At 34.8% G+C, this 22,140-nt stretch carries 23 protein-coding genes; 18 read left to right on the forward strand and 5 right to left on the reverse strand.

The window, feature by feature from the left end; all coding sequences use genetic code 11:
* Nucleotides 1-2 precede the first annotated feature (2 nt).
* Nucleotides 3-953: a malate dehydrogenase gene (mdh, locus tag WBM_RS01435; protein WP_011256443.1), complete on the forward strand. Its 951-nt coding sequence runs from the start codon at nt 3-5 to the stop codon at nt 951-953.
* A 14-nt stretch (nt 954-967) separates the two neighbouring features.
* On the opposite strand, the gene WBM_RS01440 is transcribed toward mdh, so the two are convergent.
* Nucleotides 968-1,756: a TatD family hydrolase gene (locus WBM_RS01440; RefSeq protein WP_011256444.1), complete on the reverse strand. Its 789-nt coding sequence runs from the start codon at nt 1,754-1,756 to the stop codon at nt 968-970.
* A gap of 16 nt (nt 1,757-1,772) precedes the next feature.
* Complete coding sequence (locus WBM_RS01445; protein WP_011256445.1) at nt 1,773-2,258, reverse strand: RNA pyrophosphohydrolase; 486 nt, start codon at nt 2,256-2,258, stop codon at nt 1,773-1,775.
* Nucleotides 2,259-3,003: 745 nt separating this feature from the next.
* Here WBM_RS01445 and rsfS point away from each other — a divergent pair.
* The 11 genes from rsfS to WBM_RS01490 all read left to right on the forward strand — a co-directional run bounded on the left by rsfS (nt 3,004) and on the right by WBM_RS01490 (nt 9,840).
* Nucleotides 3,004-3,330 (forward strand): ribosome silencing factor, encoded by a 327-nt coding sequence (gene rsfS / locus WBM_RS01450; RefSeq protein ID WP_011256446.1) that lies wholly within the window; start codon nt 3,004-3,006, stop codon nt 3,328-3,330.
* Between the two features lie 58 nt (nt 3,331-3,388).
* On the forward strand, nt 3,389-4,639 hold the full coding sequence (gene tyrS / locus WBM_RS01455; protein WP_011256447.1) for a tyrosine--tRNA ligase: 1,251 nt from the start codon (nt 3,389-3,391) through the stop codon (nt 4,637-4,639).
* A 340-nt stretch (nt 4,640-4,979) separates the two neighbouring features.
* Nucleotides 4,980-5,228, forward strand: a complete 249-nt coding sequence (locus tag WBM_RS01460; RefSeq protein WP_011256448.1) for a hypothetical protein — start codon at nt 4,980-4,982, stop codon at nt 5,226-5,228.
* The gene (gene rhuM, locus WBM_RS06195; protein ID WP_050707660.1) at nt 5,221-5,523 is read left to right on the forward strand and encodes a RhuM family protein; all 303 of its coding nucleotides are present in this window, start codon (nt 5,221-5,223) and stop codon (nt 5,521-5,523) included. Before WBM_RS01460 ends, rhuM (WBM_RS06195) begins: the two co-directional genes overlap by 8 nt.
* 276 nt (nt 5,524-5,799) lie before the next feature.
* Nucleotides 5,800-5,952: a RhuM family protein gene (rhuM, locus tag WBM_RS06200; protein ID WP_225416064.1), complete on the forward strand. Its 153-nt coding sequence runs from the start codon at nt 5,800-5,802 to the stop codon at nt 5,950-5,952.
* Entirely contained in the window at nt 5,953-6,171 is a 219-nt protein-coding gene (locus WBM_RS06205) for a hypothetical protein (RefSeq protein WP_050707661.1), read from the forward strand. It begins immediately after the preceding gene.
* A gap of 142 nt (nt 6,172-6,313) precedes the next feature.
* Nucleotides 6,314-6,502: an SWIM zinc finger family protein gene (locus WBM_RS01470; RefSeq protein WP_011256449.1), complete on the forward strand. Its 189-nt coding sequence runs from the start codon at nt 6,314-6,316 to the stop codon at nt 6,500-6,502.
* A gap of 240 nt (nt 6,503-6,742) precedes the next feature.
* Nucleotides 6,743-7,333 (forward strand): Holliday junction branch migration protein RuvA, encoded by a 591-nt coding sequence (gene ruvA, locus WBM_RS01475; RefSeq protein ID WP_011256450.1) that lies wholly within the window; start codon nt 6,743-6,745, stop codon nt 7,331-7,333.
* Nucleotides 7,311-8,291 (forward strand): Holliday junction branch migration DNA helicase RuvB, encoded by a 981-nt coding sequence (gene ruvB / locus WBM_RS01480; RefSeq protein WP_011256451.1) that lies wholly within the window; start codon nt 7,311-7,313, stop codon nt 8,289-8,291. The genes ruvA and ruvB overlap by 23 nt, the downstream gene beginning before the upstream one ends.
* An 86-nt stretch (nt 8,292-8,377) precedes the next feature.
* Nucleotides 8,378-9,274 (forward strand): hypothetical protein, encoded by an 897-nt coding sequence (locus tag WBM_RS01485; RefSeq protein WP_179943609.1) that lies wholly within the window; start codon nt 8,378-8,380, stop codon nt 9,272-9,274.
* A 56-nt stretch (nt 9,275-9,330) separates the two neighbouring features.
* Nucleotides 9,331-9,840 (forward strand): DNA-3-methyladenine glycosylase, encoded by a 510-nt coding sequence (locus WBM_RS01490; RefSeq protein WP_041571549.1) that lies wholly within the window; start codon nt 9,331-9,333, stop codon nt 9,838-9,840.
* 26 nt (nt 9,841-9,866) lie between these two features.
* Here WBM_RS01490 and purF read toward each other — a convergent pair whose 3' ends face one another.
* Nucleotides 9,867-11,252 carry an amidophosphoribosyltransferase gene (gene purF, locus WBM_RS01495; protein ID WP_011256454.1) on the reverse strand — a complete coding sequence of 462 codons (1,386 nt, stop codon included), beginning with the start codon at nt 11,250-11,252 and terminating at the stop codon, nt 9,867-9,869.
* 141 nt (nt 11,253-11,393) lie between these two features.
* On the opposite strand from purF, the gene WBM_RS01500 reads away from it, so the two are divergent.
* Nucleotides 11,394-12,023 carry an oxidoreductase NAD-binding domain protein gene (locus WBM_RS01500; RefSeq protein ID WP_041571410.1) on the forward strand — a complete coding sequence of 210 codons (630 nt, stop codon included), beginning with the start codon at nt 11,394-11,396 and terminating at the stop codon, nt 12,021-12,023.
* The gene (locus tag WBM_RS01505) at nt 12,007-12,549 is read left to right on the forward strand and encodes a 5-formyltetrahydrofolate cyclo-ligase (RefSeq protein ID WP_011256455.1); all 543 of its coding nucleotides are present in this window, start codon (nt 12,007-12,009) and stop codon (nt 12,547-12,549) included. The genes WBM_RS01500 and WBM_RS01505 overlap by 17 nt, the downstream gene beginning before the upstream one ends.
* 116 nt (nt 12,550-12,665) lie before the next feature.
* Here the strand turns inward: WBM_RS01505 and WBM_RS05045 are convergent, their stop codons facing one another.
* Nucleotides 12,666-12,833 (reverse strand): hypothetical protein, encoded by a 168-nt coding sequence (locus WBM_RS05045; protein WP_158676324.1) that lies wholly within the window; start codon nt 12,831-12,833, stop codon nt 12,666-12,668.
* Nucleotides 12,834-14,112: 1,279 nt separating this feature from the next.
* Between WBM_RS05045 and mutS the strand changes: the two genes are divergently transcribed.
* Together mutS and WBM_RS01520 are read left to right on the forward strand one after the other, a co-directional pair.
* Nucleotides 14,113-16,617 carry a DNA mismatch repair protein MutS gene (mutS, locus tag WBM_RS01515; RefSeq protein ID WP_041571413.1) on the forward strand — a complete coding sequence of 835 codons (2,505 nt, stop codon included), beginning with the start codon at nt 14,113-14,115 and terminating at the stop codon, nt 16,615-16,617.
* Between the two features lie 66 nt (nt 16,618-16,683).
* On the forward strand, nt 16,684-17,883 hold the full coding sequence (locus WBM_RS01520; RefSeq protein WP_011256457.1) for a ribonuclease D: 1,200 nt from the start codon (nt 16,684-16,686) through the stop codon (nt 17,881-17,883).
* Here WBM_RS01520 and coaE read toward each other — a convergent pair.
* Nucleotides 17,866-18,453 carry a dephospho-CoA kinase gene (coaE, locus tag WBM_RS01525; protein WP_011256458.1) on the reverse strand — a complete coding sequence of 196 codons (588 nt, stop codon included), beginning with the start codon at nt 18,451-18,453 and terminating at the stop codon, nt 17,866-17,868. The genes WBM_RS01520 and coaE overlap by 18 nt on opposite strands.
* A 166-nt stretch (nt 18,454-18,619) precedes the next feature.
* Between coaE and WBM_RS01530 the strand changes: the two genes are divergently transcribed.
* Together WBM_RS01530 and WBM_RS05055 are read left to right on the forward strand one after the other, a co-directional pair.
* Nucleotides 18,620-20,023, forward strand: a complete 1,404-nt coding sequence (locus WBM_RS01530; RefSeq protein ID WP_041571415.1) for an NAD(P)H-dependent flavin oxidoreductase — start codon at nt 18,620-18,622, stop codon at nt 20,021-20,023.
* A gap of 511 nt (nt 20,024-20,534) precedes the next feature.
* A complete protein-coding gene (locus tag WBM_RS05055) occupies nt 20,535-20,930 on the forward strand; it encodes a hypothetical protein (protein WP_136132036.1) in 396 nt (131 codons plus the stop codon).
* Nucleotides 20,931-22,140: the final 1,210 nt, after the last annotated feature.

Consider the following 22,140-nt stretch of genomic DNA (forward strand, 5'->3'; position numbering starts at 1 on the left):
AAATGACAGTACAAAGAAAAAAAATATCTTTGATTGGTGCAGGAAATATCGGTGGGGCTCTCGCACATATGGTTACATTAAGAGAGCTTGGTGATGTTGTTTTGTTTGACGTTAACGATGGAATACCACAAGGTAAAGCACTCGATATAGCAGAATCATCCCCTATTGGTGGGTTTAGTGTTAATATTATTGGCACAAATAGGTATGGAGATATAAAAAACTCTGATGCAATTATAATAACCGCTGGCATTGCGAGAAAACCGGGAATGAGCAGAGATGATCTCCTTCAAACTAATGCTAAAGTAATGAAGGAGGTTGGAGAAAATATTAGAAAATATTCTCCAAATGCGTTTGTGATAGTGGTTACCAATCCTTTAGATGCCATGGTTTCAGTAGTGCATAAGTTTTCAAACCTCCCAGCCAATATGATTGTTGGAATGGCTGGAGTGCTTGATTCTTCCCGCTTTCGTTATTTTCTTGCAAGAGAACTCAATATTTCTGTTGAGGATGTATCTGCTTTTGTGCTTGGAGGACATGGTGACACTATGGTGCCGCTGATTCGTTGTGCTTCCATCGCTGGCATTCCACTTACCCAAATCATTGATATGGGTCTCATCACACAGGAAAAAGTTGATGAAATAGTCAAGCGCACTCGTAATGGCGGTAAAGAAATAATTGATTTACTTAAGTCTGGGTCTGCATACTATGCTCCTGCATCTTCTAGTATATATATGTTGGAATCATATTTACGTGATGAAAAGCGTATATTACCGTGCGCTACTTATCTTAATGGTGAATATGGTGTAAAAGATTTGTTCATTGGTGTCCCTGTAATTATTGGTAAAAACGGAATTGAAAAGGTTCTGGAGGTTAAAATGGATGATAGTGAACAAGAAATGTTCAACAAATCCGTAAATGCAGTAAAAGAATTGGTGAAATCTTTAAGCTTATAAACAAGTGAATGATTTTATAGGATTTCTTTAAGCTTAAGTTTTGTAAACAGCCTGAAAAAGTTGTTTGTGGTTACTTCTGCTACCTTATCTGGTGATGCACTCCACAATTCCGCTAGACAATCTACAACATATTTTACCATTGCTGGCTCGTTCTTTTTTCCTCTGTGAGGTTCAGGTGATAGATACGGTGCATCAGTTTCAACTAAAACACGCTCACGTGGTACATCTTGTGCAATTCTTCTGAGTAAGCTTGCATTTTTAAAAGTAATAATTCCAGAAAATGAAATGTATAACCCTAAATCTATAGATTGATGAGCAAGCTCCTTAGAGGAAGTAAAACAATGCATTACTCCATTAAAAGGGCCATTTTTCATTTCTGACTTTAGCATATCGATCACTTCACTGTCAACACCTCTAGTGTGGATGACTAAAGGCAACCCTGTTATTCTTGCTGCTTCTATGTGTGATGCAAAACTTTTTTTCTGATTGCTTTTATTATTAGATTTATAAAAATCTAACCCGGTTTCGCCTATACTAACTACCTTTTGATTCTTAATGAGTTCAACCAATTCATCAGCATGCATACACTTGCCGTTCTCTACAGAAGCATCAAGTGGGTGTATACCAATAGAGGAATAGACTTGATTATAGGATGAAGCAATTTTCAATAATTTAGGAACATCATCAGCGTTTACGCATATGTTATGTAAAATTTTTACACCATTTTGCTCTGCTCTTGAAATCACTTCCGGTATTTCATCATCAGAGAAATAAATCAAATGGCAATGAGAATCTACTATCACGAACTTATTGTAAATTTTACTTAATAATAGAGACTTTGATTTGAGAAGAAAACTCTTCTATCACTGTTTTATAAACTTCCTTTTTAAATGGTATGGCACCTGCTACCAAATTATCTACACTCTGCCAACGCCACTCCTTGAATTCTGGATGATCAGTATAGTTGATATTAATATCCTTACCTTCTCCATAAAATTTCATTAAGAACCACCTTTGCTTTTGGCCAGAATATCTTCCATTCCAGCATGTTGGTATAACTTCCTCAGGTAAGTTATAATATATCCAATCCTTATTTTTAGCTATAATCTTTGCTTTATCAGTACCAACTTCCTCTAGCAATTCACGTAGTGCTGCTTGCTCTAGCTTTTCACCATCATCAATTCCCCCTTGTGGCATCTGCCAGTAAGAGTCGCTATCAAAGCGTTTTCCAATGAACACATGTCCTTGTTTGTTAAATAGCATTATGCCAACGCAAGGACGATATTTATCTTTCTGCTCAACCACGAGTACGTCCTGTTATTAATTATTTGTTACAGAAGCTTCAACTAATCTTTTTCTGTCTTTTATCTTGTTAGCGGTTCTTTTTGCAACTCCCTTTGTGCTTAATTCTAAGTTATTTAATTTCAAAAGCGCCTTTAGGTACAAATAACCTTTTTCCTTTAATTTTCTTATAGCAAAATCCGGATTGGTAATTTCATTCTCCTGATACCTAATCTGATTGGATATGCTCCACTAGTTCTTTACTCTATTACAGTGTATTACCACAGGAAGAATTTTCAAACCCATTTTTTTACTTAAGTTTACTACTAAGTTGTATAACTTTTGGTCGTGGGGATCACCATCTATCAATTCATTTGTAAATATGTAATGCTTTGATTTTATGTAATACTATTCTAGCATTGCTAACAATTTTCTCTGACTGCAAAAATTTTTCCCGTAAGTCACCTGTAATTTCAGCGTTTCTTAATTTAACGATTTTGAGTATAATATTATTAAACAGGTTATTGCTTACTATAACCGCATCAATGATCTTACATAGTTCTTTCGCAGTAAGTAAGAATGAAAGTCTTGCTCACAATAAATAATGTATAGAGAAACTGTCTTTCATTATATATAATAAGGATATGTGCTGTACATGCTGTTACACTAAAAGTTCAAACTTCTTGCTTAGCAAATAGTTATATCGAAAATAGTTCATATTTAGAGATTTTGAGTGTATTATTATAAATAAATTATATAATCTAGAATAATGGCTAATGTATCCAGTGATACAGAATTGATAAAAAGCACAATTATGAGTATAATAGATCAAAATAAAGGTCGTGATATAGTCACTTTTGATGTGCAGAATAAAACCATTATTGCAAAATATATGATTATTGCATCTGGTGATTCAAGCCGACATGTGAAGGCATTAGCTGAACACGTAATGAAAAGTCTCAAGCAATATTATAAAATGGATGTGGAAGGTATGGATGAAGGTAATTGGGTGATTTTGAATTTTCAAGGCATAATGGTTCACATATTCAGGCCAGAAGTAAGGGAGTATTATAAAATAGAAGAACTATGGAATTAACTTTCTTCCACTTGTAAGATTTGTGGATTTAAATTACTTTAATTGATGAAAACAAGTCGTGAAACACAAGTCTGAATTTTTAAATTTCATTCAGGAAAGAGGATACCTATGTCAGTGTACAAACATTGAAGGGTTAGACCAACTACTATTGCAGAATAACTACGTAGTTGCATATATTGGGTTTGATTGTACAGCATCAAGTCTTCATGTTGGTAGCTTAATCCAGATTATGATGCTTCGTCACCTGCAGAAATTTGGTTATAAGCCAATAGTTTTACTTGGAGGTAGCACAACAAAGATTGGCGATCCATCTGGTAAAGACAAAGCAAGAAGTGTTTTGCCTATTGAAGATATCAACCAAAATATATCTGGTATAAAAAAAGCACTTAAGAAAATGGTATACTTTAATGATGGAAAGGCTGGTGCAATTATAGTAAATAACGCAGATTGGCTAGATAGTATAAAATACATAGATTTTTTGCGTGATATAGGGGCGCATTTTTCTGTAAATCGCATGCTAAGTTTCGATAGTGCAAAAACTAGACTTGATAGAGAACAAAATCTAAGCTTTCTGGAATTTAATTACATGCTATTGCAGGCTTACGATTTTGCTGAATTGAACAAAAAGTATGGCTGCCGTTTGCAGATAGGAGGATCGGACCAGTGGGGAAATATAGTAAACGGAATTGAACTTGGCAAAAAGTTGAATTTACCCGAGTTGTTTGGTCTTACTACGCCTCTTTTGTTGAGTGCTCAAGGAAAAAAAATGGGCAAAACTGAAAGTGGAACTGTGTGGCTTGATGGTGATATGCTAAAGCCTTATGACTACTGGCAGTACTTTCGCAATATCGATGACCAAGACATTGGGCGTTTTTTGAGATTTTTCACTGATTTGCCAATTGATGAAATTAAAAAACTGGAATCTTTAAAGAATCAAGAAATAAACGAAGCAAAAAAAGCTTTGGCAACAGAGGTAACAAAAATATGTCATGGTGATAAAGAAGCAGAACTTGCACAATCTTCTGCAGTCTCCGTTTTTGAAAATGGAGACAGCTCACTACTTCCTGATTACACTATAACAAAAAAACAAGTTGCAAATGGTATATCCTTAATAGACCTACTGCACGATATAGGTCTTGAACCTTCAAAAGGCGCTGCAAAGCGTTTAATACAGGGCAATGGATGCAAAGTTAATGATTATACTATAAATGATATCAATTACATAATAAATTCTAAAAGCTTTAAAGATCAGTCATTTATAAAACTGTCTGCAGGGAAAAAACGCCACATAAAAGTTATGGTGAGTTAGCTTTTGAAGCGAGAAGGCAAATTTCATACAAATGAGCAATTATGATGTTAATGACTTAAATTCAATATATTTATCTCATCATAAGCCTATATCAAATCTCTTTTTAACTTTGGATATTACTACCTTTTGCAAGGCACTAGAATATGCACATGAATTACCTTAGGGACGTAATCTTGATCGTAGTGATTATCTATCAGTACTCAATGAAAAACGAGAAATGTGTGGTATAAAACATGCACTGATTTATAAGTTAAGCCACGGGATGAGACCAATATTACACTGCACATGGCAGTTTTTATGATGAGCAAAATAAACATTCCAAAAATTTCTGCAGTTCTAAATGAGTATAACTTGTCACACATTCCAGAAATGGATTGCTATTTTTATTATAGTAGGTCAAATTATTGATATAATTTGTCTAGAAAACAGCGCATTATTAGAACTGGTAGAGGAAGAGAGAATTAAGCCTAGATACCTTGGGAATTATAAAATAGAAAAGCACAAACAATCTATTGAGGACTGGCTGATTAACAACCCAAGCAACCCTACAGTATGGAACAAATTTTCAAAATTTGAGAACTATGCATAAAACAACTGGAAAGATAGTAGAAAGCGAAATCCTATTATATACAACTCCAGATGGAGATATAAAATCAACCTTTTGTACCAGGATGAGAGCATTCAGCTCACGCAAAAAAAATAGCAGAGTTGTTTCCATTTTGGAAATAACTGCTTCTGATTGTAAGAAGTATCCTACACAATTTTATAACCTAGATGCAATTTTAGCTGTTGGTTATAGAGTAAGTTCTCAAAAGGCAACCGCATTTAGGGTGTGGGCACAAAATTCTAAAGGAGTTCATCATCAAATGGTTTGCATTGGATAACAAACGACTGAAGTATGGTGACAAATTTGATGAAAATTATTTCCGATAAGTTGCTCGAAAAGATCAGAGAAATACAAACTTCAGAACGTAGATTCTATCAAAAATTACAGATATTTATGTTGAATGCTCTGCTGATTATGATCCAACTTCAGAAGTAACAAAACAGTTTTGTTCAAAAGTGCAAAATAAATTATATTAGACAGTTCACAGGTTAACTGCAGGAGAGTTGATACGTTCCAGAGTTAGTCACAAAAGACCATTCATGGGTCTTACTACATGGAGAAATATCCAGGTGGCGAGATTTTAAAGAGTGACGCAAACATTGCAAAAAGTTATTTGACTGAAGCAGAATTAAGTAAATTAAATCATATTGTTTCAATATATTTGGACTATGCTGAGCTCCAGGTGAGAAGACAGCGCTTAGTGTGAATGCAAGATTGGATTGCCAAGTTAAACTTATTTTTGCTATTTAATGATTATAAGTTGCTTGAAGATGCTAAAAGAGTTGGTGCTGAAGTTGCTAAGTTCTTGCTGAAGAAGAGTTTACAAAAGTACCGGATTATTCAAGATCAGCTGTATAAGTCTGACTTTGATAAACTAATTAAAGCAAGCAAAAACGGAACTGATAACAAGATGAAAGGACGATAAATTCAGATGTGCAGCACTATAAAATTATCTACAGGAAAAAAACGTTGTATTAGGGTTGTAAAGGGTTTACTTTTGAAATAAGAAAAAGGATTTTATCGGTAAACCTTATTTCTCTAGAGAGGAATTTTACTTTAATCACAAAATGGTACATATTGTATCTGTTAGCAATTTTGACGTTAAGTTAAAAGTTGTTGGCTCAGGAGTATATAAAGTAACACTAAGGCATGATGGCAACTCTCTTGATGGAGAATGTTTTTGTCCAGCATTCGATTTTGGCCCATGCAAGCACATAGCTGCAACAGACTTCGCTTTGATTCAATATAATTATTAACGAGGATATAAAGCATCCAGAAGATGCATTGATCGTATTAATAGCAAGATCACTTCGAAAAGTTGCTACTAAAAAGGCAAAGGAGAAACTTATTGAGATGATCCTAAATTTGAGTGTTTATTATCTAGAAATTGTTAGTGAATTGGAGTATAAGGAATATGAGTAAATTTAATCTCTATGATCCTAACACTTGACCTGTGATCCAGGAATTTTTAAACTGAACTCTATACAGTGCTAAAAATGATAGGAAATTTAAGCGGGACAGTAGATGAAGTTTACGGCGATCACATAATCCTGAATGTAAATGATGTTGGCTATATAATATACCTTTCAGCCAAAGCTTTAAATGTATGTTATATAGGAAGTAAAATCAAGTTACTTATCGAAACTTGTGCAAACAACAGAGAAAACACCACGCAGCTATATGGTTTTATAAATAAGGAAGAACAATCATGCTTGCGTTTGCTTGTTAAGGTGAGCGGCGTTAGCTATAAAACTGCAATGTCGATCCTGAGCAAATTAACCCCAGAACAGCTATTTTTAGCAATTATGAATGAAGATAAAATAGCACTCAAGATAAGCGGGCTTGGTCCAAAACTCATAAATCGAATTATCACTGAATTGAGTGGCAAAGTGAGCAAATTAGAAACAAATAACAACAATTTCTATCCAATTAACGAGGATGCCGTTTCAGCATTGATCAATCTTGGATATGAAAAAACGAAAGTTTATGATACCATAAAAAAGTACAAACCGAATCTGGATACTAAGGATATTATTCGCACAGCGCTTAAGGAGCTTTCAAATTATGAGATCGATATCATGCAGTAAAGAATATGCTGAAGATGTACGTAATTTAAACATTAGACCTGAGCAACTTGATGATTTTTTCGGGCAAAAAGACTTAATACAAAATCTAAAAGTGTTTATAAACGCTGCGAAGACGAGAACTGAAGCTTTAGATCATGTTTTACTGCATGGTCCTCCAGGACTTGGCAAAACAACTTTAGCGCAAATTATCTCTAAAGAGTTAAGGGTTAGCTTCCGCGCAACTTCTGGTCCACTATTAAATAAAGCTGGAGATTTAGCTGCAGTGCTCACTACTTTAAATGCAAAAGATGTCTTATTCATTGACGAAATCCACAGATTAAATCGCAGCATTGAAGAAGTTTTATATACTGCTATGGAAGATTTTTGCCTAGACCTATTAGTAGGTGAAGGTCCATCTACCCGTACTTTAAGGATAGATCTACCACCATTTACGTTGGTCGGTGCAACAACACGACTTGGACTACTTTCTGCACCGCTGAGGGATCGTTTTGGTATTCCTTTGCGTCTTGAGTTTTATTCTTTTGAGGAGCTGGTTGACATTATAAAGAGAGGTACAAAAGTTTTTTCTGCAGAAATCGAAGAGGATGCCATACAGGAAATTGCCTGCCGTGCACGTGGCACTCCAAGAATTGCTTTGAGGTTGCTTAGAAGAATAAGGGACTTTGTTGAAGTGAAAGATAATAAAAAAATTACTCACAAAATTGCTGACTCTGCGCTGTCAAAATTGGGCATAGATAAAATGGGATTAAATAAATTAGATGTGGACTATCTAAGATTTTTATTCAATACTTCAGGATCTGTTGGAATTGATACCATATCTATTGCGCTATCTGAGGACTCTGGCAATATTGAGGAAACAGTAGAACCTTATTTAGTCAAAATTAGCTTTGTAAAGCGCACACCAAGAGGACGTGTTTTAACTGATCAGGGGAAAGAATATTTGAGCCTTCAATATTAAATAACTTTTCTACCATAATTAAGTGTTGACTAATTGATATAGTAATTATATGCTGGTGTCATGTGTTAACAATAATGGAGGCATATATGTTAGCTAGTAATAGTACTGAAACTATATTAGTTGCTGATCAAAATATTTACAACAGCTCTGCTAGTAATAATCCAGCTTTGAATACTCAAGACTTATCTGGGTCAACACCGGATAAAGACAAATATGTTACTCTTAATAGTAAGGAAGAATGGGATAAGTTCTTTAAATTACAAAACAACCCTTCTACTAATATTACTAATAAAGTAAGAACAAAACCTCATGTTCGTAAGAATAGTAATGGTATGTATAGATATACTGCTGAGGAGAACAAGTACAATGGTAAGGAGATTATAGGCAAAGTTGCTGAACAAATTAAAGAAGAGATATCTCAAAAAATAAAAAGTGATACCATGAAACTTGTAAAGCTCAAAGAAAGTAAAAATGAAGATAATAGTGTTAAGCCTGCTATAAGAATAGTGCTGAATGATAATGTAAAAGAAATAAACATGGCAGATCTTCTAAGTGGTAGTGTATGCAAAGAATATAACGTAAAAGCAATTACATTTTGCTTTCCTGATAAAAGTAATACAAGAGGAATTCGTTGTCGGATCGATGAACATGGGACAAGGATTTATGAAGTGGCTAATGGGTCATATGAGATGGATTTGAGATGGTATTGTGAAGGCAAGGAATGTAAAATTAAGATCCTCATGAAAGATGACGGCTCTATAAGACTTATCGAGGATAATGGAATAACTGAAGAGCAGTTAAAAGCGCATAAAGAGATAAGGGTAGGAAGACAATATGAGGCAAAATCTTTACACGAAGCGTTAGCACTACAATTGCCACAGTTACAACAAAAATGTTCTGAAACAACAGAAATTTTGTCGCGACTGGCAGATGTGAGCACATCGCAAGCACAACAAGTTCTCTCTGCTCAAGTAAGTAAGTAAGAAAAAGCAAAAATAGTATAAGTTGCTTGTAGATGCAAGTGACTTATACTTTTATAATGAACAATGAAATACTACCAAGAAACTTCTACGAACGGCCAACTTTGGTTGTAGCTGGGGAGTTGTTAGGAAAAATACTAAAATTTTCCAATTTCAGTGGAGTGATAACTGAAGTTGAAGCATATATAGGAATGGATGACCCAGCTTGTCATGCAGCACGAGGTTATACTGATCGAACCTCAGTAATGTTTGGTATACCGGGGTTTTCATATGTGTACTTTATATATGGGATGTACTATTGCTTAAACATTGTAACAGAAACAGAAGGGTTCCCAGCAGCAGTTCTAATACGAGGGTTAAAGCTTATTGAACCGCTTAAAGCAAATTTAAGCGGGCCGGGAATATTGTGCAAAAGATTGAATATTACAAGAGAACATAACAAACTAGATCTCACTATAAGCCACGAGTTTTGTGTTTACGAATCCCACATCAACCTGGATTATGTTTGCACTCCAAGAATTGGGATCAGTAAAGGCAAAGAAAAGTTTTGGCGGTTTAAAATTTTCTAAACCAAGTTCCAGTGACCTTGCTTAGATTACTTACCAATCGGATAATCACCAGTGAAACAGGCATCGCAGTATTGCGGTGCTGTGTTATTACGTTTCTCTCCGTTAACAGCCTGATATAATCCATCGATGCTTAAGAAGGTTAAACTATTTACCCCTATAATTGCTTCTATTTCCCTTACAGACTTACTTGCGGCAATTAGATCCTTGCACTCTGGTGTGTCAATTCCGTAAAAACAAGAATACTTAATTGGTGGACTTGAGATTTTTAGGTGAATTTCTTTTACTCCTGCATCTTTTAGCATAACTATTATGCTTTTTAGTGTACTACCACGTACTATACTATCGTCTATTAAAATTATGTTCTTACCCTTTAAAATGTCTTTATTAGCATTAAATTTTAATTTTATTCTAACTTTACGTACTTCAGCGGTTGGTTGTATAAAAGTTCTTCCAATGTAATGATTACGGATTATTCCGAGTTCTATAGGTAATCCTGAATATTTTGTGTATCCGATGGCTGCAGGTATTCCAGAATCAGGTATTGGTACAACCATATCCACATTGTTTTTCGGTGGACTCTCTTCTGCAAGTGTTCTTCCTATCTCTTTTCTTATATCATATATGGACCTATCTTCTATTATGCTGTCTGGCCTTGAAAAATAAATGTATTCAAAGATACAGAAACTTGACTTTTGCTGAGAAAGAGGAAATGCTGAAGCTAGATTACCATTTTGATCGATAGTAACTAGTTCACCTGGTTCTATTTCTCTAATAAACTCTGCATTTACTATATCAAGGGCGCAAGTCTCAGATGCGAGCACGTAAGAACTGTTCAATTTTCCTAAAACAAGAGGTCTGATTCCTGCTGAATCACGTACTCCAACAACTACTTCTCGGTTGATTGCTACAAAAGAATAAGCGCCTTGTATTTGCTTTAATGCATATATGAAACTCCCTAGAAAGCTATTTTTCGTATTGGCTTCTACCAAACGAGCTACCACCTCTGTATCAATATCTGATTGAAAAACGCGTCCCTGTTTAATCAACTGCTCGCGTATTGGAGAAATATTAATTAAGTTACCATTATGTGCTATGGCAAAATCTCCAAACTTGTTACTTTTGCCAAGGATAGGCTGCACTCCAGATTTATTGCCACTTGTTGAGTATCGAACGTGACCTATTGCATAATTTCCAGGCAAGGATTTTTTTATTTCATCTATATTGTCAAGTACACTACTCACCTGACCTTGAAAATGATAAGAATGCAGCTTATCGTTGTTACTTGTTACTACGCCAAAAGATTCTTGACCCCTGTGCTGCAAAGCATGAAGACCTAGTATAGAGTCAAAGGCAGAATCTTTATTGCAGCTTATACCAAATACTCCGCACTCTTCGTACATTTTATCGAGCATAAAAACTACTGAGTAAAGTTTAATTTTACTTTAGCATGGGTAAAGCACAAGCATTTTATTTACCATCTCCCTTCAAAATCAGTTTTTCTATAAAACTTCAGAAAATTTGAACAGAATAAGCTTCTGTGGTTAGAATAGTACATGAAGAATGTAATGCTAATTGGTGGTGGAGTTGGAAATGCAGTGTTATTTTCAATAGGGAAAGCATGTATTGAAAATAATAATAAGGTTTTGTACTTTGCTGGCTATAGGAAATTAAATGACGTATTTAAACGGACACTAATAGAACATGCATCAAGTGCGGTAGTTTGGGCATGTGAAGAAGGTTTGATAGAAACAAGCAGAGATCAGGACAAATCCTTTCATGGTAATGTAGTTGATGCGATAATCTCTTACCAACAGGAAATATTAAGTGATGCTGCGATTAATTTAAATGCCATAGATAAAATTATCACTATCGGTTCAGATAAAATGATGAAGGCTGTAAATAAAGCGAGAAAAACAATTTTAAAGCCATATCTGAAATCAGGCCACTTGGCAATATCATCGATCAATTCTCCTATGCAATGTATGATGAAGGAAATCTGCGCTCAGTGTGTGCAGCGACATGTAAATATAAAAACAGGAGAAGAGAGTTATGTGTATAGTTGCAATAACCAAGACCAGGCTATGGAGTTTATTGATTTTGATTTTTTAAGTGAGCGCTTGAAACAAAACAATTTACAAGAAAAACTCACTACAAAATGGATAGATCATGCTCAAAGATATTAAACAAAAAAAAAAAGAGATAAGAGAGCAATATAGAACTATAAGAAAAAATATTGATGAGGGCTATTCCAGTTATGCAACGAATTCCCTTATTAATTTCTTTAATCAGAACTTAAGTTACGTTAAAGGCAAAACAGTTGCTGCTTACATTCCAATTGACGGGGAAATAAATGTTATACCTTTGATGTATAATTTGCTCGGTCTAGGTTATAAAGTGGCAGTTTCTGATAAAAATAAGCTACTGAGATTTAAGGAATGGAATAAAACAAGTGAAGACATAATCCCTGATACGATTATCACTCCTGTTGTTGCTTTTGATGATCACCTCAATAGATTGGGTTTTGGTGGTGGTTGGTATGATGCTGTGATAAAAGAGTTACGACCACTTGGGAAAGTATTTATAGGCGTAGCTTACGAAGAACAATATTGTAAAGATTTACTAGTAGAAGAACATGATCAAAAACTGGATATTATAATCACTGAGATGTGTGTTAGGCATAGGGTTATGTACTGTCAAAATTTCCTATAATCCTAAATTAACTCTTCTAAAGTATTTAAAATATCAGTTACATAATAAACCCAATCTCTCTTTCCCTTAGAAGTTTGTGAAACAATACCTAAATCCTCAAGTTTCATTGTTGCTCTTTAGGCTATTGTAAATGCAACACCTAAGTTTTCAACTACTTTCTTTATAGTAAAATAAGGGTTTACAGCTAGGTATCTTACAATATCACTAGTAACTCCTTCGGTTTTATGATTTTGCCAATCTGTAATTAGATTGTTAATTTGCTCTGCTCTTGATAATACGTCCAATGATTGGCAATGCCACACCATTTGATAAGAAAGCTAATCGTGCCACGTGCCTTTGCTGCTTATATTGTAAAGCTGTTTATAGTACTCACTTCTTGTTGCTTCGAAAGATGCACTTAAATATAACAAAGGCGATGATGATAATTTTCTTTCGATGAGGAGTAATGTTATCAATAGACGTCCAATGTCCCCGTTACCGTCTAAGAATGAATGAATCGCTTAAAATTGATAATGGTATAAAGCTATGTGTATGAGTGGGATAGTGTCCTATCGTACAGAAACTTTTCAAAGGAATCCAAACAACCTATAAATTCATTTAATATTGGTAGCACATGTTTTGCTGTGTTTATTATACACCCTAGACTTCCAATCCAATTTTATACCTGGCAAAATTCCCCTGGGGTTGCATAAAAACCTCTTATACCTTGCATAAGTTTTTCATGAATTTCTTTAATCGGCTAAAGCAGCAGTGGAAGAGATTATGAACGTTTCAATCCATACTGGTGCTAATATATAGTTGTGCACTTCTTGTAGATTATAGGGATTACAATCTACATTAGTGTCTGCTTCTTGAACTAAAATTTCACTCAGAGTTACTTAAGCTCCCTCAATTCTACTTGAAATAACTGCTTCACGTGCTATAAAAGGTCACATGAGAAGATGAGGATTAGGCAATTTAGCTCCTTTCCTGGATGACATACCCAAAATATGGTCTGCTCTGGAAAGGCTGTTGACTAAGGCATTATCCCATTCAAAATTTGATAGCAAGGGGTTAGATACAAATGCTCGGTAGCCAGCTAATGCATTGATAACTTTACCTGATGTAATTCTTTGATATTCATTCGCCAACCTAGCAGACTGTTTTTATAGTCTATGTTATTTTCAAAAAGTCAAAAATGAAAATAAGGCTTAATTTTATTTGTGTGTATGAAAATAAAAAACCTCTTTATTTTCAATTTTGCCCAAAGATAGAAATAGGCAAGGGTTTCTGTTTTTTTTCTCTGGTTGCTATTTCTACGCTGTGATTCAATTTGGCAAAAAGATTACATGTATACCTTCCGCAAATGGCAGTTTGGGCTTTTCAAAAAGCCAAAATTCTATATAATTTTAGTTATAAGTTATGGCTTATAGAAGAGGCTACCACAGATCCATTGCATATGCACAATTTTCTAAAAAAATAGTAGTATTGCCTTTGCATAGTATAAAGTATTCCTATGTAAATTCTATGTTGTCCATATAATAAAGTTGAAGCTATTGCTAACGTAACGTATTTAAAAATGTTATGAACTTCGTAAGAGAAAAAAATACTCCTGTGATGGAGCAATATTTGAACCTAAAAGCTCAATATCAGGATCATCTGTTATTTTATAGGCTGGGAGATTTTTATGAGTTGTTTTTTGATGATGCTATTAAAGCTGCGAAGTTGCTGAATATAGTACTAACTAAGAGAGGTAATTCGTATGGGCAAGAGGTACCAATGTGTGGAGTGCCAGCGCATAGTAGTGAATCTTACCTTCATAAGTTAATAGATTTAGGATTCAAAGTAGCAATCTGCGATCAGTTAGAAACTGCTGATGAAGCAAAAAGGAGGGGCTATAAATCTATAGTAAAACGTGATGTAGTGCGAATTGTAACTCCAGGAACAATTGTTGAAGATTCGCTATTAGAGGATAAAAACAACAATTATCTTGCGTCCATAGTTAAACAAAATGGGGAATATGCTATTGGCTGGCTTGAATTATCAACAGGAAAATTTTTTCATACCTTAACGAATTTAAAAGCTCTGGATAGTGATTTATTGCGTATATCACCAAAAGAATTACTAATTTCTGATGAACTAGCTGAGGATGAAAAAATCAGATCAATTTTAAAAAATTATAAAATATCGATTACGCAGCATGCACAGAGCTTTTTTGAGTATAATAAATCTAATAGAACGCTGTGCGAATTTTATAAGGTTAGAGAACTTGGGGTTATAGGAAGTTTCAGCAAAGTGGAGATTATGGCGTGTGGTGCACTGCTTGAATATGTAAAAGTAACGCAAAGAGGCTCTGTTCCAAGACTTGAGTTACCAGAACCCTATAAGCAGCAAAATTTCATGCTTGTAGATGCTTCAGCAAGAAGAAATCTTGAGTTATTTTTAACTCAGTTTGGTGAAAAAAAAGGCTCGCTAATCTCAGTTATCGATCACACAGTAACAGCTTCTGGTGGGCGTTTGCTAAAACAAATGCTTGCATCACCGCTCGCTTGTTCTAAGGCAATTAATTTGAGGCTCAGCACCGTTGAATTTTTTGTAAATAACTATGAATCACGCAAGAGAATACGGGAAATACTATCTAACATTCCAGATATTGAGAGGTCTTTGTCACGTTTAATGCTGGAGCGTGGTTCACCAAAAGACATTAATTTATTGAAAGTGGGCCTTGGGAAAACTTTAGAGTTATCTGAGTTCTTGTATAAAATTGAATCTGGTAAAAATGAATCTCTCTTACAACAATATGTTATCCCAGTGCTTGACACTGGGATCCAGCCAGCGTTGAACGCTGAAATAACAGTAAAATCAGATGAAAATGAACTTAGCACAATATATAAAAGCCTTGGCAACCATAAAGACCTATTCGAGCTTCTAAACAGTGCTATGCTCGATAATAATCTCAGTTCCGTGAAAGAAGGAGGATTTATTAATCCAAAATATAATCAAGAGCTATCTGAGTTATCATATGTGTTAAGTAATAGCAACAAGCTAATAACCAGACTTCGTGAATCTTACCGTGATCTGACTGGTATTGCTGCGCTGAAAATATTGCACAACAATATGCTAGGTTATTACATTGAAGTGTCAGCGAATCATAAAATAACTTCAGACATATTTATTCACAGGCAAAGCTTAGCAAACAGTATGCGCTATACTACTAATGAATTGAAAGAATTAGAAAATAAAATTCTTACGGCGCGTGATGCTGTAATCAGCTTAGAGATAAAAATCTTTGGTGAACTGTGTAGTGAAATTGCTAAAGAATCTGAAAGGATTGCTCTTACTGCAAATGCTTTGGCAAAACTTGATATCAGAACCGCGTTTGCAGAGCTTGCAGTGCAAAATGATTACACGAAACCCATCATTAACGATAGCAAGGAATTCAATATTTGCAATGGAAGACACCCAGTTGTTGAAGTTAACGATAAGTTCATTGCAAATAGCATCAATTTGTCTGGTATACATCTAATTACTGGCCCTAATATGGCTGGAAAAAGCACTTTCTTGAGGCAAAACGCTCTCATTGCAATTTTAGCTCACATGGGTTCATTTGTGCCAGCAGATAGTGCACATATTGGAGTGATTGATAAGATATTCAGCAGGGTTGGCGCAACGGATAATATAACGGCTGGTTATTCCACCTTCATGGTGGAGATGATTGAAACAGCAACCATAGTCAACCAAGCAACAGACCGTTCCTTGGTAATACTTGATGAAATTGGTAGAGGAACAGGAGTGTATGATGGCTTATCTATTGCTCAGGCGGTAATTGAACATATTCACAATGTAAATAAGTGCCGCGCTATCTTTGCAACTCATTATCATGAGTTAACTAAAGTAAGCAAATACTTGAAAAGTGTCAAGTGTTTTTGTGTGAGAATAAAAGAATGGAAAGAGGAGGTGATCTTTCTACATGAAGTAGTTGAGGGCGTTGCAGATGAGTCATATGGAATACATGTGGCAAAACTTGCTGGTTTTCCTGATTCTATTTTAAATAGAGCAAGTGAAGTGTTTAAAGAACTAAAAGCTTAATTAAGAAAGTCGTTAATTGCAAAATTTAATATAAGTAGTAAAATAGAACTACTTAATAAAAAATATATGTTAATTAATACAACATCAGAGCTGGAAGATATATGTGAAGAGTTAATAGCAAAAAAGCCGAAGTTTATAGCAGCTGACACGGAGTTCATTAGAAATCACTTAACTTACTATCCAAGATTGTCGTTAATTCAGATTTCTTACGGAGAGAAGAGTTTTATTGTAGATGCATTAGCGCCAGAGGTTGATTTATCATTTATTAAGAAAATCATGCTCAATCGGGAAATAACTAAAGTATTTCATAGTTGTCGGCAGGATATAGAATCCTTATTCACTGTGTTTAAGTGTATTCCTGCTCCCATTTTTGATACCCAAGTTGCTGCTATGTTTTGTCATTATTATCACGACTTTATTGGTTACTCAAAAGTAGTAGAGCAATATCAAGGGGTAGTATTAGATAAAATTAAAGCTAAAAATTCAGACTGGTTAAGAAGGCCATTGTCTAAGGATCAGTTAGACTACGCAATAAGTGACGTGGTACACCTATATGACTTACACCAAATATTGTGCGATAGACTTGAAGAAAGTGGTAGAATGGGCTGGTTTCACGAGGAGATGGAATCAGTGGTTGATATAAATAAATATTTACATAGTCCAAAAGATGCATGGAAGAGGATTAAGTTTAATTATGAGGCAAATCCAAAATTGATGATAATTATTAAAGCGGTTAGTGAATGGCAAGAGACCTTAGCACAGCGTTATAATATAAATCGTAATAAGATAGTGAACAATGCCGTAGTAGCTGGTTTTTTTGAAAAAAACGTGGAACACGTTGATGAAGTTTTGGATGATCTTAGGAAGAACACAAAAAATATAAGAGAGGAGGATTTATTAGAATTTATAGATGTTTTTAATGAGAATGAGAAAAATTTTGTGCAGCAAGATTATACTCTATCAAATAGTTATGATAGATCTGTATTCGATATGCTCTCAATTATTTTAGAAAGCAAATGTAAAGAAAATAATATATCAAGAAAATTGGTTTCATCAAAAGATGAATTAGTTGGGTCAATGTCTGGGCAGGTAGACAAACTATTTAAGGGATGGAGGTATGATTTTTTTGGCAGGTCAGTTAAGTCATTTTTGAATGCAAATTCAAAGTTTGAAATTTCAGTGGTAAAATCTACAAATAATACAGTCAAAATTCAGAGTGATTTAATAAAAGCAAGTTGTGGATTGAAATCAACTGCTGAGGCTTAACGAGTCTACTATATCTTTTACTTGAGAGAGAACATGTTCTTTACTTGTACTGGTATCAATGGTAAAGTCACTCATCTGCCTTTTTTCTTTGACAGGTAGTTGAATACTGGAAATTAGATCTAGCTTTTCTTTATCTATATTACGTTCACTGAGCCTTTGAGCTTGTGCGGCACTATCTGCATAGATGAAAATAATAAAGTCGCAATATAAATGAAATCTCGTTTCCAGCAAAAGTGGAACGTCTAGAACTAAGAGCTTCCTATTGATCTCTTTATCCTGAGCAATAAAAATTTCTAGTTCATTTTGCACAGCTGAATGGACTAAGGATTGGAATTGCTTCCAATTTTCATCATAATCTAAGAAATATTTGGACAATACTGTTTTATCTATTTCACCATTTGCTATCGCTCCAGGGAAATTTTTCTCTGCGTAGCTTATTATGTTTTTGTCCACTCTGTAAAGCTGGTGTACAATAAAATCAGCATCAAACACAGCAGCACCGAATTCTTTAAAGCAATTGGCTATAAAACTCTTCCCTACTCCAATTCCTCCTGTTAGACCTATAATCATATAACAAAAAACACATTATGAAGCTATACCTACAGTAGCTGCTTTTTTTTGTGTGTCTACTTAAAACCCAAATTTGCTGCGTAGTTCTGATAGTATCGAAAGAAAATAAACAGCTATTATTTTTTTAGTAATTAAATAAAATAGAATAAAAGATTACGAGGAAGCTTTGAAAAATAAGATAAAAAAAATGATAATTTCAGGAAAGGAAGTGTGGCCAATCATCGAGGGCGGTAAAGGTATTGCAGTTAGTGATGGAGGATCGAGCGGAGCATTTGCTGCAGCAGATGCTGTTGGAACGTTTTCTGGTGCAAATGCCAAGCTTATTGATGATAACGGTGAGTTAGTGCCATTGGTTTACAAAGGTAAAACAAGAAATGAAAAACATGAAGAATTGATTGAGTATAGTATTGGGGCTGGAGTTAGTCAGGCAAGAATAGCAAATGAAATATCAAAAGGTCGTGGAAGAGTACATATGAATGTGCTTTGGGAGATGGGAGCGGCAGAACGTGTACTTCATGGTATATTAGAAAAAGCAAAGGGCTTAGTCCATGGTATTACCTGTGGTGCTGGTATGCCTTACAGGCTTGGAGAAATTGCAGCCAAATATCAGGTTTATTATTACCCTATTATTTCATCGGTACGTGCTTTTAAAGCATTGTGGAAACGTGCTTATCAAAGAATATCTTCTTTTTTGCTCGGTGGAGTAGTATATGAGGATCCGTGGCTTGCTGGAGGGCATAATGGATTAAGTAATAGTGAGAACCCGGAGTTACCACAAGCTCCATTTGAGAGAGTTGTGGAACTTAGGTCTTTTATGAACGAGATCGGTCTTTCAGAAACACCAATTGTTATGGCGGGGGGAGTGTGGCGTTTAAAAGATTGGGAACATTGGTTTGACAATCTGCAAATCGGACCAATAGCTTTTCAGTTTGGCACTCGTCTGCTTTTAACGAAAGAAAGCCCAATTTCCGCAGAGTGGAAAAAGAAGCTGTTGACTTTGGAAGAAGGTGATGTGTTTTTAAATAAATTCAGTCCAACAGGGTTTTACTCATCTGCAGTAAGAAATAACTTCATACGTGAGTTACAGGAACGGAATTCACGTCAAATAAAATTCTCAGAAAATGCCAGCGAAGAGTTCGATAGTGAATTTGCGATTGGTGCAAGAGGTAGAAATATTTACCTTACTTCAAAAGATAAGGAACTGGCAGATACATGGAGTAAAGCAGGATATACAGAAGCAATGAGAACTCCAGATACAACTGTTATTTTTGTAACACCAGACAAATTTGCAGAGATCAGGCGAGATCAAATCAATTGCATGGGGTGTTTAAGCCATTGTTTATTTAGTAATTGGAAAGATCATGGTGACTATTCAACAGGGCGAAAGCCAGATCCGCGGAGTTTTTGTATACAAAAGACACTGCAAAACATTATACATGACGGCAATATTGAAAATGAGCTCATGTTTTCTGGGCACAGTGTTTACAGATTCAAGCAAGATCCGTTTTATGAGAACGGCTACATACCGACAGTAAAAGAGCTGGTGGAAAGAATATTGACAGGATATTAAGTTATGTTTGAGTTGATAAGGAAGCATTGCTTTATTATAGTAAGTATTTATTAATTTAATTTTAATTTGGAAAAGTGTCTATGCTAGCGAGCAGGAGTATTTTAGAAGGGTATGCATTGGCCTATTAAAAATTTTGGTGGTACAGTAACGTTAAAGGGTTTTTACAATTTTGTGATGTATGAAACGCAACAGATTGGAATGAGGAGAATTTTGAAAGATTATATAAAGGATTTGTGTGCTCGGATTTAAGCAGTGGTGAAACGGGAAAGTGATCAATGTAATGAAGAGAGTAACAGGCAATCTACTACACATATACATGTATACAATAGAAGTTTAGATTTCTTGGGTTATTTACTATTGCGATATTGTATCGATTCTTTACTTGTTAGGTGTGGTCACACTATAGTTATCTATGGCAATACCACTAACCAAAGCAGAGAAAATAAGAAAAAAGACTCGGAAGACAGTAGAAAGTTGTTAGCTTTAGGTATAGTAGCTGCAGTAGTATGTGTTGGCTTTCCATGTTAGTATGTGCTTTTGGTACCACAGTAGCAAAAAAGCGGCAAGAAAAGAAGAAAAAATAGATTACCTAGATAACAAACTTAAAATGTTCAGAAATATTGAGTTTATAGTTAGTGCAATTTCTTTAGCGCCTTTAATAGCTTGTGTATTTTGCCCAGTTTTATCAGAATTTGGATTAGTTACCCTTGGCGTTAATTTTCTTGTATGTTTTGTTGGTAGCTTGGCTTTTCATATGAAACATGAAAAGAAGTCAGATAATATTGAGAAGGCTAAGGAAGCTGTAAACAGCTATAATACACCACCTTCTTACTTTCAAAATCCTGATGTTGGGAATTCTTTTCCGAGTGCTTCTCCTTATGGGAGTCAGTACTTTCCTTTTTATTAGTTTTATAATGCTAGTACAATAGGGCAAGGAGCTGATTATAGACAGTGAACTTGCCATAAAACCCACAGCTGTATAAACATTGTAGTTTTAAGGCAATCTCGACCAGTAGGGTGTCATGCCAGTATGTGACACTGGTATCTAGAAAGGTTTGCTTGCTAAACTAACTCGGTAGTTATAGAAAGTGGCTAATCTTATACTAAATAAATATGTCTGTTCAGTGGTATGATTGAGGAGGAAAGCGAAAAGACTTCAAATGATCGATTTTTCGCCTCAAATTATGTAAAGTGTGAAAATTTAACCACATTACACCTTATTTAGCCCATTTTATTCTAACAATTCGCTTGTTCAACCACTTTTTGCTGCTCTGCTGAGCAGGTACCGTGATTTCGCTTCCATAAATGATTTCCTATTGACCAATTGGAATACCCTTTTATACTTTATTACGCTGTTAAGTTAAATATGCCAAATGATCTTAAAGGTTTGCTTTCAACTTAACCTTCCCCTAATCAAAATGTAAGTAGCAGTTTTTATACACGTACAACAGACGAATTTTATAAAAATCTGGATAAGTTAACACCAGATAATGAGCTATTTATAGGTACTGAGAATATAAATAAATATATCAATATTGACAATAATGAGGCATAGTACAAACACTTTTCTACTGTAGTTGCTAATGAAGAAGAACAATAAGGTATAGGCATAAGTTTAATAATAGATATGAACATAGGCATGAGCATAAGTATGATTCTAAAAATATTATAGATAAAATTGCTGAGCAAATTGCAAACTAGATTAGTAAAAGTATAAAAGATAATACTGTAGAATGTGTTGGATTCAAAGAAAGTAGAAAGAAAGGTAAGATTAACCTCAGTAAGAATTACGCTAAATGACCTTATTATCAGCTGGTGGTTTTTTTATGTTTAAGCGCTCAGCAAGCGCGATTTACAGCACTAGTTGGTAATGTAAACAAAAATGTAAAAAATACGAGGTGTACATAGTACGAAAAACTAAACATAAAACACTAGATACGCTAAGCTTTTTTGTCGTTTAATTTGTACAGAGAAGATAAATAATCAGCTTCAGCACTTGATAAGGGGGTTGGCAAAGTTTGTCAAGCGATTCCGTATTTTTAGAGCTATTTGAATGATGTTCTTCTTGTAAGCTTGTGTTCTATTATTTTCCATAATAGTTAAAAATTAGTAGAAAG

It is taken from the genome of Wolbachia endosymbiont strain TRS of Brugia malayi, from assembly GCF_000008385.1.
In the GTDB taxonomy this organism is placed as follows: Bacteria; Pseudomonadota; Alphaproteobacteria; order Rickettsiales; family Anaplasmataceae; genus Wolbachia.